The following is a 14,945-nucleotide window of genomic DNA, read 5'->3' on the forward strand; positions in this document are numbered from 1 at the left end:
GGCACAGCTGTTAGGACGTCCTACCAATTTACTCGGACGTCCTAGTAATTGTCGATGGAGCGGCGGGCGACCGGGCGGCGAACGCGCCGGGGGGCGCCGAAATACCCCCGGCCCGGGCACGGGAGGGGGTCGGCCCGGGGCACCGAAGAGCGAAGGGCGCCCCTCCCCGGTCCAGGGAAGGGCGCCCTCGAAGGCTCGGCGGGTCAGACGCCGGCGGTCTGCCGGGCGGCGCCGCCGGCGGGGAGCTGCTCGACGGCCTCGCGGACCACCCGGCGCTCGGCGACGAAGGAGGCGAACGGGATGCAGCCGGCGGCCAGGGTGAGGATCATCCGGCCCAGCGGCCACTTGAGCTTCTGGCCGAGCAGGAAGGTGACCACGAAGTACCCGATGTAGAGGTAGCCGTGCAGCATCGCGACGTAGGTGGTCACGTCCTCGGCCGCGTCGAAGCCGTACTTCGCGACCATGAAGCCGCAGAACACGAGCAGTGCCACACCGGTCGCAATGGCCAGGGCCCGGTACCAGCCCAGCAGGGGGGTCGCCTTCATACTCTTCATCGCCTCGCTCGCCAGGATCGCCCGGTACGCCCGGATCCGCGCACCGCTCCCACGAGGGTAGCCGCCGCTTACGGGTCCGCCGCGCAGCGCCCTACTCGGCGGCCCCCGCGTCCGGGTCGGCGAAGTCCCCGGCGGCGATCCGCAGCGGCCTGAGCAGGTCGAACACCTGGCGGCACTGGTCGGCGCCGTACTCCTCCAGGCCGAACTCCATCCCCATCAGCTCCCGGGTGGCGTCCTCCACCACCTCGCGGCCGCGGGCGGTGATGGTCGCGAGCACCCCGCGGCCGTCCAGCGGGTTGGGCCGGCGGGCGACCAGGCCGGCCCGCTCCAGGCGGTCGACGGTGTTGGTGACGCTGGTCGGGTGGACCATCAGCCGCTCGCCGATCTTGGACAGCGAGAGCTCGCCGGTCCGGCTGAAGGTGAGCAGCACCAGCGCCTCGTAGCGGGCGAAGGTCAGCCCGTACGGCTTGAGCACGGCGTCCACCCGCGCGAGCAGGATCTGGTGGGCGCGCATGATCGAGGTGATCGCCGCCATCGAGGGGACTCCGCCCCAGCGGCGGGTCCAGAGCTCGTCGGCGCGGGCGATCGGGTCGAAGTCGAGTGCGAGGGGCTTGGCCACGCCCCTTACCGTACCGGCGGCCGGGCCGGGTGTTACCAGGCGTCCTGATGGTGGACAAGCGCGACACGTGGCGGGATCACGCCAGTGGGACGCCCAGGTCCGTACCAGCACATTGCGGGGGTGTGAACCACCGCCAATCGCCCTCCGCCGGACGGCGATCGGCCGCCGAGGGGGCGTTCGCCCCGTGGTCAGGCCTCGGTTCGGACGGTAACCCGCTGCAAGGCCGGGTGGTTCGACCGCTTTTGTCGCCCCGTTTACCTTCCGCCGGGCTGGCGAGACCTGGCCAATCGATGAACAAGACCTGTCATTTCACTTGTTGGATTGTCATGCTTTCGCCCAGCCCCGTCCGGCAGCCACCGCCCCACTCACCGGTGGCCCGCCGCTCGACCGCACGGAGCAGCAGCACGTCAGCGCCCGTCCCGCCCCTAAGGTGTCAACCCCGGCACCCCGGGACGCGGCGCGACCGCGCACCCGCGGTTTCCCCGGAAGGACCTGTACGTGAAGCGAAAGCTCGCAGCCGGCGCCGTACTCTCCGCCACCGCCCTGCTCACCGGCGTCATCCAGGTGGGCACCACCGCCGCCCAGGCCGCCCCGACCCCCGCCGCGCAGGCGCAGGCCTCGCAGCAGCGCGAGGCGGCGATCGCCCTGGCGAGCGGTCAGGTCGGCCCGCTGGCCCAGGCGCTGGCCCTGGGCGGCCAGGAGCAGCTGGTCGCGAAGGACGCCGTGGTGGACGCCGACGGCACCCGCCACCTCCGCTTCGAGCGCACCTTCGCCGGCCTGCCCGTCCTCGGCGGCGACCTGGTGGTGCACGAGGCCGCCGACGGCGCCGTCAAGACCGTGGACAAGGCCGTCGGCGCGAAGATCGACCTGCCGAGCCTCACCCCGCAGATCCCGGCCGACAAGGCGGCCGCCCAGGCCTCCGGCGCGGTGCAGTCCACCGTCGGCATCGCCGCCGACAAGGACGAGTCGCCGCTGCGGGAGGTGCGCCAGGCCGGCGCCGCCTCGCTCGTGGTCTGGGCCGCCGACAACAACCCGCGCCTGGCGTACCGGACGGTCGTCGAGGGCGTCCGGGCCGACGGCACCCCGAGCAGCCAGCTGCTGGTCACCGACGCGGCCACCGGCGAGGTGCTCTCCACCCACGAGCAGGTGCAGACCGCGACCGGCACCGGCAAGGGCGTCTTCGTCGGCAGCGTCCCGCTGACCACCACCAAGAGCGGCTCGACCTACCAGCTCAAGGACGCCACCCGCGGCAACCAGTCGACCAGCGACCTCAAGGGCCGCACCTCCGGCTCGGGCACGCTGTACACCGACGCGGACAACGCCTGGGGCACCGGACTGGCCTCCAACACCCAGTCCGCGGCCGTGGACGCCCAGTTCGGCGCGGCGGCCACCTGGGACTTCTACAAGAACGCCTTCGGTCGCAACGGCATCAAGAACAACGGCGTCGGCGCCACCAGCCGCGTCCACTACGGCAAGAACTACGTCAACGCGTTCTGGGACGACACCTGCTTCTGCATGACGTACGGCGACGGTGACGGCAACACCCACCCGCTGACCGAGATCGACGTGGCCGGCCACGAGATGACCCACGGCGTCACCTCCGCCACCGCGGGCCTCAACTACTCCGGCGAGTCCGGCGGCCTCAACGAGGCCACCTCGGACATCTTCGGCACCATGGTCGAGTTCTCCGCCAACCTCGCGACCGACGTGCCGGACTACCTGATCGGCGAGGAGATCGACATCAACGGCGACGGCACGCCGTTGCGCTACATGGACAAGCCCTCCAAGGACGGCGGCTCGGCCGACTCCTGGTCCTCCGGCGTGGGCAACCTGGACGTGCACTACTCGTCCGGCGTCGCCAACCACTTCTTCTACCTGCTGGCCGAGGGCAGCGGCGCCAAGACCATCAACGGCGTCAGCTACAACAGCCCGACCTCCAACGGCTCGACCCTCACCGGCATCGGCCGGGACAAGGCCGCGGCCATCTGGTACCGCGCGCTGACCGTGTACTTCACCTCGACCACCAACTACAAGGCCGCCCGCACCGGGACGCTGAAGGCGGCCGGCGACCTCTACGGCACCACCAGCACCGAGTACAAGGCCGTCGCGGCCGCCTGGAGCGGCGTCAACGTCAACTGACGTCCGCGCCAAGGACGCCCGGGGCCTCACTGGGAGGGGAGGCCCCGGGCGTTCGCGCGCCCGCACCCCACCGCCGGGGCGGCTCCCGCTCCGTAGCAACCCGCGCGGCGGGCGACAAGGGCGGCCGCTGGCGGGATCCCGCCAGCGGGACGAACCCCCCGAACCGGTCACCCGCCGCACCCGAACCACCCGTACCGGCGGCTGGCGAGACCTGGCCAATCGCCCACGGCGCCCTGTCCTTTCACGACCTGCATTGTCATGCTTCTGCCCAAGCCCCGTACGACGGCTGTCACCCCCACCCACCGACCGGCCGTCAAGGACCGCACGGGAGCAGCACGTCAGCGCCCTACCGCCCCACGGCGCCAACCCCGGCGCCCCGGTACGCGGCGTGACCGCGCACACGCGGTTTCGTGGAAGGAACCCCGTACGTGAAGCGAAAGCTGACAGCCGGAGCCGTACTCTCCGCCACCGCCCTGCTCGCCGGCGCCATCCAGGTCGCCGCCGCCCCCGCCCAGGCCGCCGCCCCCTCGGTGGTGCAGCAGCGCGACGCGCTGATCAGCCTGGCCGCCGGCGAGGCCGCGCCCCTCGCGCAGGCGCTCGCACTCGGCGGCCAGGAGCGGCTGGTCGTCAAGGACGCCGTGGTGGACGCCAACGGCACCCGCCACCTGCGCTACGAGCGGACCCTGGGCGGCCTGCCGGTCCTCGGCGGCGACCTCGTGGTGCACCAGCAGGCCAACGGCTCCATCGCCTCGGTGGACCGGGCGTTCGGCGGGCAGCTCTCGCTGCCGAGCCTCACCCCGCCGCTCTCCGCCGACAAGGCCGGCGCCCAGGCGCTCGGCGCGGTCCGGGCCACCGTCGGCATCGCCGCGGACAAGGACGAGTCGGCGATCAGCCGGGTCGACGGCGCCGGCGCGGCCACCCTGGTGGTCTGGGCGGCCGACGGCACCCCGCGGCTGGCGTACCAGACCGTGGTCCACGGCGAGCGGGCCGACGGCACCCCGAGCCGCCAGCGGCTGGTCACCGACGCGGCCACCGGCGAGGTGCTCTCCACCCACGAGGAGGTCCAGACCGCGAACGGCACCGGCAAGGGCGTCTTCGTCGGCACCGTCCCGCTGACCACCACCCAGAGCGGCTCCACGTACCAGCTCAAGGACGCCTCCCGCGGCAACCAGTGGACCGGCAACGCCGCCAACGGGAACGCGCTCTACACCGACGCGGACAACATCTGGGGCACCGGGCTGGCCTCCAACACCCAGTCCGCCGCCGTGGACGCCCAGTACGGCGCGGGCGCGACCTGGGACTACTACAAGAACGTCTTCGGCCGCAACGGCATCAAGAACAACGGCGTCGGCGCGAGCAGCCGGGTCCACTACGGCTCCAACTACGTCAACGCGTTCTGGGACGACTCCTGCTTCTGCATGACGTACGGCGACGGCTCCGGCAACACCCACCCGCTGACCGCGATCGACGTGGCCGGTCACGAGATGACCCACGGCGTCACCTCGGCCACCGCCGGGCTGATCTACTCCGGCGAGTCCGGCGGCCTCAACGAGGCCACCTCGGACATCTTCGGCACCATGGTCGAGTGGTACGCCAACCTGCCCACCGACGTGCCGGACTACCTGATCGGCGAGAAGCTCAACCTCAACGGCAACGGCACCCCGCTGCGCTACATGGACAAGCCCTCCAAGGACGGCGCGTCCAAGGACTCCTGGTACTCCGGGGTCGGCAACGTGGACGTCCACTACTCCTCGGGCGTGGCCAACCACTTCTTCTACCTGCTGGCCGAGGGCAGCGGCGCCAAGACCATCAACGGCGTCAGCTACAACAGCCCGACCTCCAACGGGTCGACGGTGACCGGCATCGGCCGGGACAAGGCCGCCGCGATCTGGTACCGCGCGCTGACCGTGTACTTCACCTCGACCACCAACTACAAGGCCGCCCGCACCGCGACCCTGAAGGCGGCCGGCGACCTCTACGGCACCACCAGCACCCAGTACGCGGCGGTGGCCGCGGCCTGGGGCGCGGTGAACGTCAACTAGTCACCGTCTGATCACCACCGGACCACACCTGGAAACGGCGACAGGCTGTCGGGGCCCACTGGGAGAGGAGGCCCCGACAGCCTGTCGGCCTGTCCGCGGGAGGTTCAGGCGGCGGCGGGCTCGCGCGCGGGCGCGAGTTCGCCGCGCTCCTCCTTGGCGAGGGTGCGCTCGGCGAAGAAGCCGCCGGTGGGCAGCACCGAGAGGACGAAGAGCAGGATGCCGCGCTTGGCGTCCCACTTCTGGGTCTGCCAGGCCATGATCCAGAAGACCACGTACAGGATGAACAGCACCCCGTGGACCATGCCCATCACCGGGACGGCGTCGAAGCTCGTGGTGCGCTTGAGCACCGAGCAGACCAGGAGCAGGAGAAAGGAGAGGCCCTCGGGGCCCGAGATCAGACGCAGGCGGTGGACGGCGCTGCTGTTCACGATGGGTACCTCGGATAGGGGTCGAAGATCGCTTGTGAACCGGCTCACAAGCATCCCCGCCATTATCACCGAGCACACGTCCGCACCCGCGCCCGGGGTACGCGCAGGGGTCCGGCCGGTGTCCGACCGGGCGTGATTTGTCGCAGACCGGTACCAGAACGGCGACGCCCCCTCCCCCGGAGGCGCCGGATCCGGCTACATTGCGGCGGTGGCACAGTTTCGACTCCAAGGGTCCAAGACGCTCGCCGTCGACATGACGGGCGACGCCGTGAAAGCCAGAAACGGCTCGATGGTCGCGTACAGCGGCCAGATGAACTTCAAGAAGCTCTCCGGCGGCGGTGACGGCCTGCGCGGCGTGGTGACCCGGCGACTCACCGGCGAGCAGATGACGGTCATGGAGGTGAAGGGGCAGGGCACCTGCTACTTCGCCGACCGGGCGACCGAGATCAACCTCGTCCGGCTGAACGGCGAGACGCTCTACGTCGAGTCCGACAACCTGCTCTGCACCGAGGGCACGCTGAAGACCGGCACCTCCTTCACCGGTCTCAACGGCATCTCCTCCGGCAACGGCCTGTTCACCACCAAGGTCGAGGGCCACGGCTGGGCCGCGCTCACCTCCAAGGGGCCGGCGATCATCCTGCGGGTCTCCCAGGGCATGCCGCTGCGGGTGGACCCGGGCGCGTACGTCGCGCACACCGGCAACCTCAGCCGCAGCCTCAAGTCGGGCGCCGGCTGGTCGACCTTCATCGGCGAGGGCGGCGGCGAGGCCGTCCAGGTCGAGTTCTCCGGCGAGGGCCTGGTGTACGTGCAGCCGTCCGAGAAGATCACCGTCGGGGGCGACGTCTGATGCCGTTCACCAGGATCAACAACAAGATGATCGAGGCCCGGGTCGTCCCCGGGCAGCGGCTGTTCAGCCAGCGCGGCGCGATGCTCGCGTACACCGGTGAGGTCCGGTTCACCCCGAACCTCACCGGCGGCCAGGGCGGGGTCATGTCGATGATCGGCCGCCGGGTGGCCAACGAGGACACCCCGCTGATGACGGTCGAGGGCCAGGGCACCGTGATGTTCGGCCACGGCGGCCACCACGTGCACGTGATCGAGCTGGCCGGCGACACCCTGTACGTCGAGGCGGACCGGCTGCTGGCCTTCGAGGGCTCGCTGCAGCAGTCCACCATGTTCATGGGCTCGCAGGGCGGCGTGATGGGCATGGTCCGCGGCCAGGTGACCGGGCAGGGCCTGTTCACCACCAAGCTGGACGGCCACGGCTCGGTGGCGGTGATGGCGCACGGCGGCGTCTTCGAGCTGCCGATCACCCCGCACCAGCCGGTCCACGTCGACCCCCAGGCCTATGTCGCACACCGCGGCCAGGTCCAGAACAAGCTGTCCACCGCGCTGGGTTGGCGCGACATGATCGGACGCGGCTCCGGCGAGGCCTTCCAGCTGGAGCTGTCCGGGAACGGCACGGTGTTCGTGCAGGCGAGCGAGGAGAAGCTCTGATGTCCTACCCGCCGCAGCCCCCCTACGGGCAGCCGCACGACCCGTACGGCCAGCAGCCGTACGGCCAGCCGTCGCCGTACAACCAGCCCACCCAGCCCGGCTACCCGGCCGCCCCGCCGCCGCCCGGCTACGGCCCGCCGCCCGGTCAGGGCTACCCGCAGCAGGGGTACCCGCCGCCCCCGCAGCAGGGCTACCCCGCCCAGCAGCCGCCGCAGCAGTACGCCCAGGAGCAGTACGGCGGCGCCCAGGCCCCGCTGCCCAAGGCGCAGGACGGCTCCGGCCCGGTGGTGCACGACGCGCACAGCCTGCCGGTCAACGACAACGTCAACCCGTACGCCTTCTCGGTGGACCTGAACGGGTCGTACTTCCTGCAGAAGGGCAAGATGATCGCCTACTACGGCGACATCTCCTTCAAGGGCGTCGGCGCCGGCGCGATCGACCGGATGCTCGGCCAGCACTTCAACTCGCCGATGCACGCCGCGGACTGGGTGGTCGCCGAGGGCCGGGGCAAGCTGCTGCTCGCCGACCGCGCCTTCGACCTCAACTCCTACGACCTGGAGGAGGGGAACCTCACCGTCCGCTCGGGCAACCTGCTGGCCTACGAGCCCACACTGCGGCTCAAGCAGTCGATCATCCCCGGCTTCCTCACCCTGATCGGCAGCGGCAAGTTCGTGGCCGCGTCCAACGGCCCGGTGCACTTCGTCGAGCCGCCGATCCGGGTGGACCCGCAGGCCCTGGTCGGCTGGGCGGACTGCCCGGCGCCGTGCCACCACTACGACCACGACTACATGCACGGGGTGATCGGCGGGCTGCGCCGGCTCACCGGCCTGGGCGGGGCGTCCGGCGAGGAGCACCAGTTCGAGTTCATCGGCGCCGGCCAGGTGCTGCTGCAGTCGACCGAGGTGCTGATGGCCGAGCGCGCGGTCGGCCAGGTGCACGCCGAGGCGGGCGTGCCGATGGGCGGGGTGCCGTCGCAGCCCGCGGCGGCCCACGGCGGCGGCAACCTCAACGTCCCCGGCCTCGGTAACCTGGGCGACCTCGGGCGACGTTTCGGTCTGTAAACTCGTACAAGATTTAACTAAATGCGGTATGCTCGCACCATGGATACGCGCACGATCGACGCCGCCGACGTCCCCCCCTCGCAGCCGGAGGAGGGGACTCCCTGGCTCACCGCCAGTGAGCAGCGGCTGTGGCGCGCCCACCTGGAGGTGGCCAAGCTGCTGGACTACCAGCTCGGCCGCGAACTCCAGCCGCACAACCTCGCGATCAACGACTACGAGATCCTGGTCGTGCTCTCCGAGGCCCCCGAGCGGCGGATGCGGATGACCGACCTGGCCACCGCCACCCTGCAGTCCAAGAGCCGGCTCTCGCACCAGATCACGCGGATGGAGACGGCCGGGCTGGTGCTGCGGCAGGAGTGTCCGGGCGACCGGCGCGGTCTCTACGCCCACCTCACCGAGCAGGGCTGGGAGACCATGCAGAAGGTCGCCCCGGACCACGTGCGCAGCGTCCGGGCGCACTTCATCGACCGCTTCACGCCCGAGCAGCTGGACGCGATGTACGAGGCGCTGGCACCGGTCGCCGAGCACCTGCGGGGGCTTCGCGGCCGCGCTTGATCCTCACCCGCCCGCCTCCGGGCAAGGGGCGGGTCCGGGCCGGTCCTCCGTACTCGACGGGGACCGGCCCTTTCGCCGTGTTCAGGCCTGGGTGAGTCCGGCGACCAGTTCGTCGGCGGCGCCGTAGGGGTCCAGCTCGCCGGCCACCACCCGCTCGGCCAGGGTGGCCAGGTGGCGGTCGCCGTGCAGGTTGCCGATCCGGGCCCGCAGCGCGGACAGCGCGATCGCCTCGATCTCGTCGGCGGCCCGGCGGCGGCGGCGCACGGCCAGCTCGCCGTGCTCCTCCAGCCAGGCGCGGTGCTTCTCCAGCGCCTCGACCACCTCGTCGATGCCCTCGCCGCGGGCCGCCACGGTCTTCACGATCGGCGGGCGCCAGTCCCCCGCCCCGCGGGCCTCGCCCAGGCCGAGCATGTGGTTCAGCTCCCGGGCGGTGGCGTCGGCGCCGTCCCGGTCGGCCTTGTTGACCACGAAGACGTCGCCGATCTCCAGGATCCCGGCCTTGGCGGCCTGGATGCCGTCGCCCATCCCGGGGGCGAGCAGCACCACGGTGGTGTCCGCCTGGGCGGCGATCTCCACCTCGGACTGGCCGACGCCCACGGTCTCGACCAGGATCACGTCGCAGCCGGCCCCGTCCAGCACCCGCAGCGCCTGCGGGGCCGACCAGGAGAGGCCGCCGAGGTGGCCGCGGGTGGCCATCGAGCGGATGAACACCTCGGGGTCGGTGGCGTGGTCCTGCATCCGGACCCGGTCGCCGAGCAGCGCACCGCCGGAGAACGGCGAGGACGGGTCCACCGCCAGCACCCCGACCCGCTTGCCGAGCCGGCGGTAGGCGGAGACCAGGGCGGAGGTCGAGGTGGACTTGCCCACGCCGGGCGAGCCGGTCAGCCCGACGGTGTAGGCCCGGCCGGTGTAGGGGGCCAGCGCCGCCATCGCCTCGCGCAGTTGCGGGGCGGCGTTCTCGACCAGCGAGATCAGCCGGGCCACCGCACGCGGCCGGCCCTCCCGGGCCTGCTCGACCAGGGTCGCGACATCGATCATCAGGAGCTCCTAGCGCCGAAGGGCTGCGGACCGCTGGTGGCGGTCCGCAGCCCCGAAGGTATGTCGGATGATCAGGCCTTGGCGGCCTGCTCCTGCGGGACGCGGACGATCAGCGCGTCGCCCTGGCCGCCGCCGCCGCAGAGGGCGGCCGCGCCGATGCCGCCGCCGCGCCGCTGGAGCTCCAGCGCCAGGTGCAGCACCACGCGGGCGCCGGACATGCCGATCGGGTGGCCGAGCGCGATCGCGCCGCCGTTGACGTTGACGATGTCGGAGGAGACGCCCAGGTCCTTCATCGACTGGTGGGCGACGGCCGAGAACGCCTCGTTGATCTCGATCAGGTCGAGGTCGCCGACCTCCAGGCCCTCCTTGGCCAGCGCGTGCTTGATCGCGTTGGACGGCTGCGACTGCAGCGAGTTGTCCGGGCCCGCGACGTTGCCGTGCGCGCCGATCTCGGCGATCCAGCTCAGGCCCAGCTCCTCGGCCTTGGCCTTGCTCATCACGACCACCGCGGCGGCGCCGTCGGAGATCTGCGAGGAGGTGCCGGCGGTGATCGTGCCGTCCTTGGTGAAGGCCGGACGCAGCTTGGCCAGGCCCTCGACCGTGGTGTCCGCCCGGATGCCCTCGTCCTCGCTGAAGACCAGCGGCTCGCCCTTGCGCTGCGGGATCTCCACCGGGGCGATCTCGGCCGCGAAGATGCCGTTCTGCTGGGCCTTGGCGGCCCGCTGGTGGGAGGCGGCGGCGATCTCGTCCTGGATCTCGCGCGGGATGCCCAGACGGGTGTTGTGCTTCTCCGTCGACTCGCCCATCGGGATGTTCTCGTAGGCGTCGGTCAGGCCGTCGTGCGCCATCGTGTCGAGCATCTCGATCGCGCCGTACTTGTAGCCCTCGCGGGACTTCGGCAGCACGTGCGGGGCGTTGGTCATGGACTCCTGGCCGCCGGCCACCACGATGTCGAACTCGCCGGCCCGGATCAGCTGGTCGGCCAGTGCGATGGCGTCCAGGCCGGAGAGGCAGACCTTGTTGAGGCTGAGCGCCGGGACGCTCATCGGGATGCCCGCCTTGACGGCGGCCTGGCGGGCCGGGATCTGGCCGCCGCCGGCCTGCAGCACCTGGCCCATGATCACGTACTGGACCTGGTCCCCCGCGACGCCGGCCCGCTCCAGGGCGGCCTTGATCGCGACGGCCCCGAGGTCGGAGCCGGAGAATCCCTTGAGCGAACCGAGCAGGCGACCCATCGGGGTCCGCGCACCGGCAACGATCACAGAGGTGGTGTTGGTCATGGGACGAGCCCCTTCGCACGTCGTGGCCAGGTGAGGATTCCGCTCAATGTACTGACCTGCTACCCGTCCGTCACCGCAGCGACGGTGTGATCGAGCGCACTGGCACTGTCCAGTCAACACCGTGTCAACCCGGTCCGGGTGAACCCCGCCCGTGTGAGCAGGCTCGCACCCGGATCGCTGGCGCACCCCGGCCGCATGCGCTGCACTGTTGCCGTCCCGTTGCCCGCCCAGACCCGGAGGCCACCGTGCTCACCCGCATCGACCACATCGGCATCGCCTGCCGAGACCTCGACAAGACGGTCGAGTTCTACCGCGCCACCTACGGCTTCGAGGTGTTCCACAGCGAGGTCAACGAGGAGCAGGGGGTGCGCGAGGCCATGCTCAAGATCAACGACACCGGTGACGGCGGCGCCTCCTACCTGCAGCTGCTGGAGCCCACCCGGCCCGACTCCACCGTCGCCAAGTGGCTGGAGAAGAACGGCGAGGGCGTCCACCACATCGCGTTCGGCACCGCCGACGTGGACGGCGACTCCGAGGACATCCGCGCCAAGGGCGTCCGGGTCCTCTACGAGCAGCCCCGGATCGGCTCGATGGGCTCGCGGATCACCTTCCTGCACCCCAAGGACTGCGGCGGCGTGCTGACCGAACTGGTCACCTCCGCCGAGCCCGGCGAGCACGACGAGCACTGACCCGCGCACGGGTGCCGTCGGGCCCCGACGGCACCCGCCGGGGGGCCTGCCGGCGGCCCGCCGAGGGACCTGCCGGGGGCCCGTCACCCTCATGACCCGTCAGTAATGTCGCCCGATGCCCGGAAAACCCCTACGCGGCCATTCCCCCGCAGGGCGCTCCCACTACAATGCCCAGGTGCGCGAAGACTCCGGGGGACGGGGACGACGGGCACGGCCGATGACAGGCCTGTCCGCCCACCGGTGGACGGGTCCGTCGCAGGGGAGTCCATTACGCGGGCACGGCTGAACAGTCGCAGTTCGGATCTGTCACCATTCTCCACAAGGCAAGAGTTCGCCCAGGAGTCCACCCGGACGGGGGAACGCGGTACGACCGCGCTCCCATGACCAGGACTTCGACGACCGTGGCGGACGCCCCCGACCAGACAGGGGCCGTCCACCGGCTGCGGATGCAAGGACCAGTCGGACCGGGGCCCCGGACACGGGAGCCCGGGAACGGCCGGGTCGAGGACGCGACCAGGAGATGGATGGGACCGCGGAGTGCGGGGCTACGACCGCTACGAGGTTGACGATCACCTCTCCCAGTTCGAGGCCGAGATGGATCGGACTCGCAAGGAGCGGGACAAGGCCGTCGAGCATGCCGAGGACCTCGCCTACCAGGTGGAGGTGCTCCGGGCCAAGCTGCACGAGTCCCGTCGCATGCTCGCCCAGCCGCGTGCCTTCGACGCCGTGTCCGGCCAGGCCGAGCAGATGCTCCGCACCGCCGAGATGCAGGCCCAGCAGCTGCGCGCCGACGCCGAGCGGCAGCTGCGCGACTCCCAGCAGGCCACCCAGCGGCTGATGGCCGAGGCCGCCGAGCGCACCGCCCGGCTGGAGGCCGAGCTGTCCGCCCGCCGCCGCCAGCTGGAGGACGAGCTCACCGAGCTGCGGCGCAGCGCCGAGCAGCACGTCAACGAGAACGTCAACTGGGCCGAGCAGACCCGGGCCGGCACCGAGCAGGAGGCCCAGCGCCTGCTGCAGGAGGCCCGCGCCGAGGCCGACCGGATGATGGCCGCCGCCCGCGCCGAGGCCACCGCGCTGTCCGACCAGGCCCGTGCGCAGACCGCCGCCGACGTCGACGCCGCCCGCGGCGAGGCCCAGGCCGCCGCCGAGGCCGCCATCCTGCGTGCCCACAGCGACGCCGAGCGCCTGCTGCGCGCCGCCTCCGAGCAGGCCCAGCAGGCCGGCGCCCAGGCCGCCGCCGACGTGGACGCCGCCCGCGGCGAGGCCCAGCTGCAGCTGGCCGCCGCGCACGCCGCCGCCGAGCAGCAGCTCGCCGCCGCCCAGGCCGAGATCGGCCGGCTCAAGGAGCACGCCACCGCCGAGCAGGCCCGCGCCGAGGAGGCGCTCGCCCACGCCCAGGCCGAGATCGAGCGGCTGCGCGCCTCGGCGATCGCCGAGGCCGAGCGCACCCGCCGGGAGGCCACCGAGCTGCGCGCCCAGGCCGAGGTCGCCGCCGAGCAGCTGCAGGCGGACGCCGAGGCCGCCGCCGAGCGCAAGGTCGCCGACGGCGAGGCCGCCAGCGAGCAGCGCTCGCAGACCGCCCGGGCCGAGGTCGCCCGGATGGTCGCCCAGGCCACCAAGGAGGCCGAGGCCATCAGGGCCGCGGCCGCCACCAAGCAGGCCGAGGCGGAGGCCGCCAAGGCGGCCGCCGCCGAGGAGAGCGAGCGGCTGCGCGCCACCGCCGAGTCGGTGGCCGGCGAGCTGCGCGCCGAGGCCGAGGCCGCCATCGCGGACCTGCGGTCGCAGGCCGAGCGCGATGTCGCCGAGCTGCGCGCCCAGGCCGAGGCCGCCGCCGAGCAGCTGCGCAGCGAGGCCGAGGAGGCCGGCCGGGCGGCCGGCGCCAAGGACGCCACCGTCCACCTCGCCAAGGCCGCCAAGACGGCCGAGGAGATGCTCGGCCGGGCCAACCAGGACGCCGAGACCGCCCGTACCGAGGCCGCCACGGAGGCCGAGCGGATCCGCACCGAGGCCGCCGCCGAGGCGGAGCGGCTGCGCGAGCAGGCCCAGGCCGCCGTCGAGCAGGCCCAGAACGCCGCCCTGGACGACGCGGCCGGCATCCGCGAGCGGGTCCGGCAGATGCAGGACGAGGCCGCCCGGCTGCGGGCCGAGGCCGAGGAGCTGCGCGCCCAGGCCGCCGCCGAGGCCGACCGGGTCCGCGGCGAGGCCCGCCGCCAGGCCGTCGTCCAGATCGAGGAGTCGGCGAAGAGCGCCGAGGAGCTGCTGACCAAGGCCAAGACCGACGCGGACGAGCTGCGCGCCGGTGCGGCCGCCGAGATCGAGCGGCTGCGCGAGCAGGCCAAGCTGCAGGCCACCGAGACCCAGGGCCGCGCCGAGCAGACCCTCGAACGGGCCCGCACCGAGGCCCAGAAGATCGTCGGCAACGCCGAGCAGCAGGGCCAGGACGCGCTCACCGCGGCCAAGGCCGCGGCCGCCGAGAACCGCACCGCCGCCGAGCGCGAGACCGGCGAACTGCGCCGCGAGGCAACCGAGTTCGACCAGCGGGTGCGGGCCGAGGCGAACGCCGAGGCGCAGGCCGTGCGGGCCGACGCCCAGGCCGAGGCCACCGCCGTCCGGGACGCCGCGGTCGCCGACGCCGAGCGGCTGCGCACCGAGGCCGACGCCGAGCTGGCCCGTACCCGGGCCGAGGTCGACGCCGCCGCCGAGGCGCTGCGCGAGGAGAGCAGGCGCGAGCGCGAGGAGGCCGCCGCCGGGCTGCTCCGCGAGCGCGAGGAGACCGCCGAGCAGCTGGCCGCCGCCCGGGCCGCCCGCGAGCAGGCCGAGTCGGCCGCCGCCGAACTCACCGAGCGCACCGCCGCCGAGACCGCCGCACTGCGCGAGGCCGCCGAGGCCCACGCCGACCGGCTGCGCACCGAGGCCGAACAGGGCGCCGCCGAACTCACCGAGTACACCGCCGCCGAGACCGCCGCACTGCGCGAGGCCGCCGAGGCCCACGCCGACCGGCTGCGCACCGAGGCCGAACAGGGCGCCGCCGAACTCACCGGTA

The 14,945-nt window shown here is 72.5% G+C and carries 13 protein-coding genes; 8 read left to right on the forward strand and 5 right to left on the reverse strand.

What is annotated here, in order from left to right; genetic code table 11:
• Positions 1 to 203: 203 nt before the first annotated feature.
• Both ACWDRR_RS13470 and ACWDRR_RS13475 read right to left on the reverse strand, forming a co-directional pair.
• Positions 204 to 545 carry a DUF3817 domain-containing protein gene (locus tag ACWDRR_RS13470; RefSeq protein WP_387882111.1) on the reverse strand — a complete coding sequence of 114 codons (342 nt, stop codon included), beginning with the start codon at positions 543 to 545 and terminating at the stop codon, positions 204 to 206.
• 100 nt (positions 546 to 645) lie between these two features.
• Positions 646 to 1,173 carry a MarR family winged helix-turn-helix transcriptional regulator gene (locus ACWDRR_RS13475; protein WP_449772318.1) on the reverse strand — a complete coding sequence of 176 codons (528 nt, stop codon included), beginning with the start codon at positions 1,171 to 1,173 and terminating at the stop codon, positions 646 to 648.
• Positions 1,174 to 1,671: 498 nt separating this feature from the next.
• Between ACWDRR_RS13475 and ACWDRR_RS13480 the strand changes: the two genes are divergently transcribed.
• Both ACWDRR_RS13480 and ACWDRR_RS13485 read left to right on the forward strand, forming a co-directional pair.
• Positions 1,672 to 3,312, forward strand: coding sequence for a M4 family metallopeptidase (locus tag ACWDRR_RS13480; RefSeq protein WP_449772319.1), 1,641 nt, complete (start codon positions 1,672 to 1,674; stop codon positions 3,310 to 3,312).
• A gap of 428 nt (positions 3,313 to 3,740) precedes the next feature.
• Positions 3,741 to 5,354: a M4 family metallopeptidase gene (locus ACWDRR_RS13485; protein ID WP_449772320.1), complete on the forward strand. Its 1,614-nt coding sequence runs from the start codon at positions 3,741 to 3,743 to the stop codon at positions 5,352 to 5,354.
• A gap of 104 nt (positions 5,355 to 5,458) precedes the next feature.
• Here ACWDRR_RS13485 and ACWDRR_RS13490 read toward each other — a convergent pair whose 3' ends face one another.
• Entirely contained in the window at positions 5,459 to 5,836 is a 378-nt protein-coding gene (locus ACWDRR_RS13490) for a DUF3817 domain-containing protein (protein ID WP_449772321.1), read from the reverse strand.
• A 154-nt stretch (positions 5,837 to 5,990) separates the two neighbouring features.
• On the opposite strand from ACWDRR_RS13490, the gene ACWDRR_RS13495 reads away from it, so the two are divergent.
• The 4 genes from ACWDRR_RS13495 to ACWDRR_RS13510 all read left to right on the forward strand — a co-directional run bounded on the left by ACWDRR_RS13495 (position 5,991) and on the right by ACWDRR_RS13510 (position 8,895).
• Entirely contained in the window at positions 5,991 to 6,629 is a 639-nt protein-coding gene (locus ACWDRR_RS13495; RefSeq protein ID WP_449772322.1) for an AIM24 family protein, read from the forward strand.
• Positions 6,629 to 7,279: an AIM24 family protein gene (locus ACWDRR_RS13500; RefSeq protein ID WP_449772323.1), complete on the forward strand. Its 651-nt coding sequence runs from the start codon at positions 6,629 to 6,631 to the stop codon at positions 7,277 to 7,279. The genes ACWDRR_RS13495 and ACWDRR_RS13500 overlap by 1 nt, the downstream gene beginning before the upstream one ends.
• A gap of 254 nt (positions 7,280 to 7,533) precedes the next feature.
• Positions 7,534 to 8,340, forward strand: a complete 807-nt coding sequence (locus ACWDRR_RS13505) for an AIM24 family protein (protein WP_449772390.1) — start codon at positions 7,534 to 7,536, stop codon at positions 8,338 to 8,340.
• 39 nt (positions 8,341 to 8,379) lie between these two features.
• The gene (locus tag ACWDRR_RS13510; RefSeq protein WP_449772324.1) at positions 8,380 to 8,895 is read left to right on the forward strand and encodes a MarR family winged helix-turn-helix transcriptional regulator; all 516 of its coding nucleotides are present in this window, start codon (positions 8,380 to 8,382) and stop codon (positions 8,893 to 8,895) included.
• Between the two features lie 81 nt (positions 8,896 to 8,976).
• Here ACWDRR_RS13510 and meaB read toward each other — a convergent pair whose 3' ends face one another.
• Together meaB and ACWDRR_RS13520 are read right to left on the reverse strand one after the other, a co-directional pair.
• Positions 8,977 to 9,933, reverse strand: a complete 957-nt coding sequence (gene meaB / locus ACWDRR_RS13515) for a methylmalonyl Co-A mutase-associated GTPase MeaB (RefSeq protein ID WP_449772325.1) — start codon at positions 9,931 to 9,933, stop codon at positions 8,977 to 8,979.
• Positions 9,934 to 10,004: 71 nt separating this feature from the next.
• Positions 10,005 to 11,213 carry an acetyl-CoA C-acetyltransferase gene (locus ACWDRR_RS13520; RefSeq protein WP_449772326.1) on the reverse strand — a complete coding sequence of 403 codons (1,209 nt, stop codon included), beginning with the start codon at positions 11,211 to 11,213 and terminating at the stop codon, positions 10,005 to 10,007.
• Between the two features lie 245 nt (positions 11,214 to 11,458).
• Between ACWDRR_RS13520 and mce the strand changes: the two genes are divergently transcribed.
• Both mce and ACWDRR_RS13530 read left to right on the forward strand, forming a co-directional pair.
• On the forward strand, positions 11,459 to 11,902 hold the full coding sequence (gene mce, locus ACWDRR_RS13525) for a methylmalonyl-CoA epimerase (protein ID WP_449772327.1): 444 nt from the start codon (positions 11,459 to 11,461) through the stop codon (positions 11,900 to 11,902).
• A gap of 537 nt (positions 11,903 to 12,439) precedes the next feature.
• The coding region (locus ACWDRR_RS13530; RefSeq protein ID WP_449772328.1) for a hypothetical protein at positions 12,440 to 14,945 on the forward strand (2,506 nt) is incomplete at its 3' end.

Source organism: Kitasatospora sp. NPDC003701 (genome assembly GCF_053587085.1).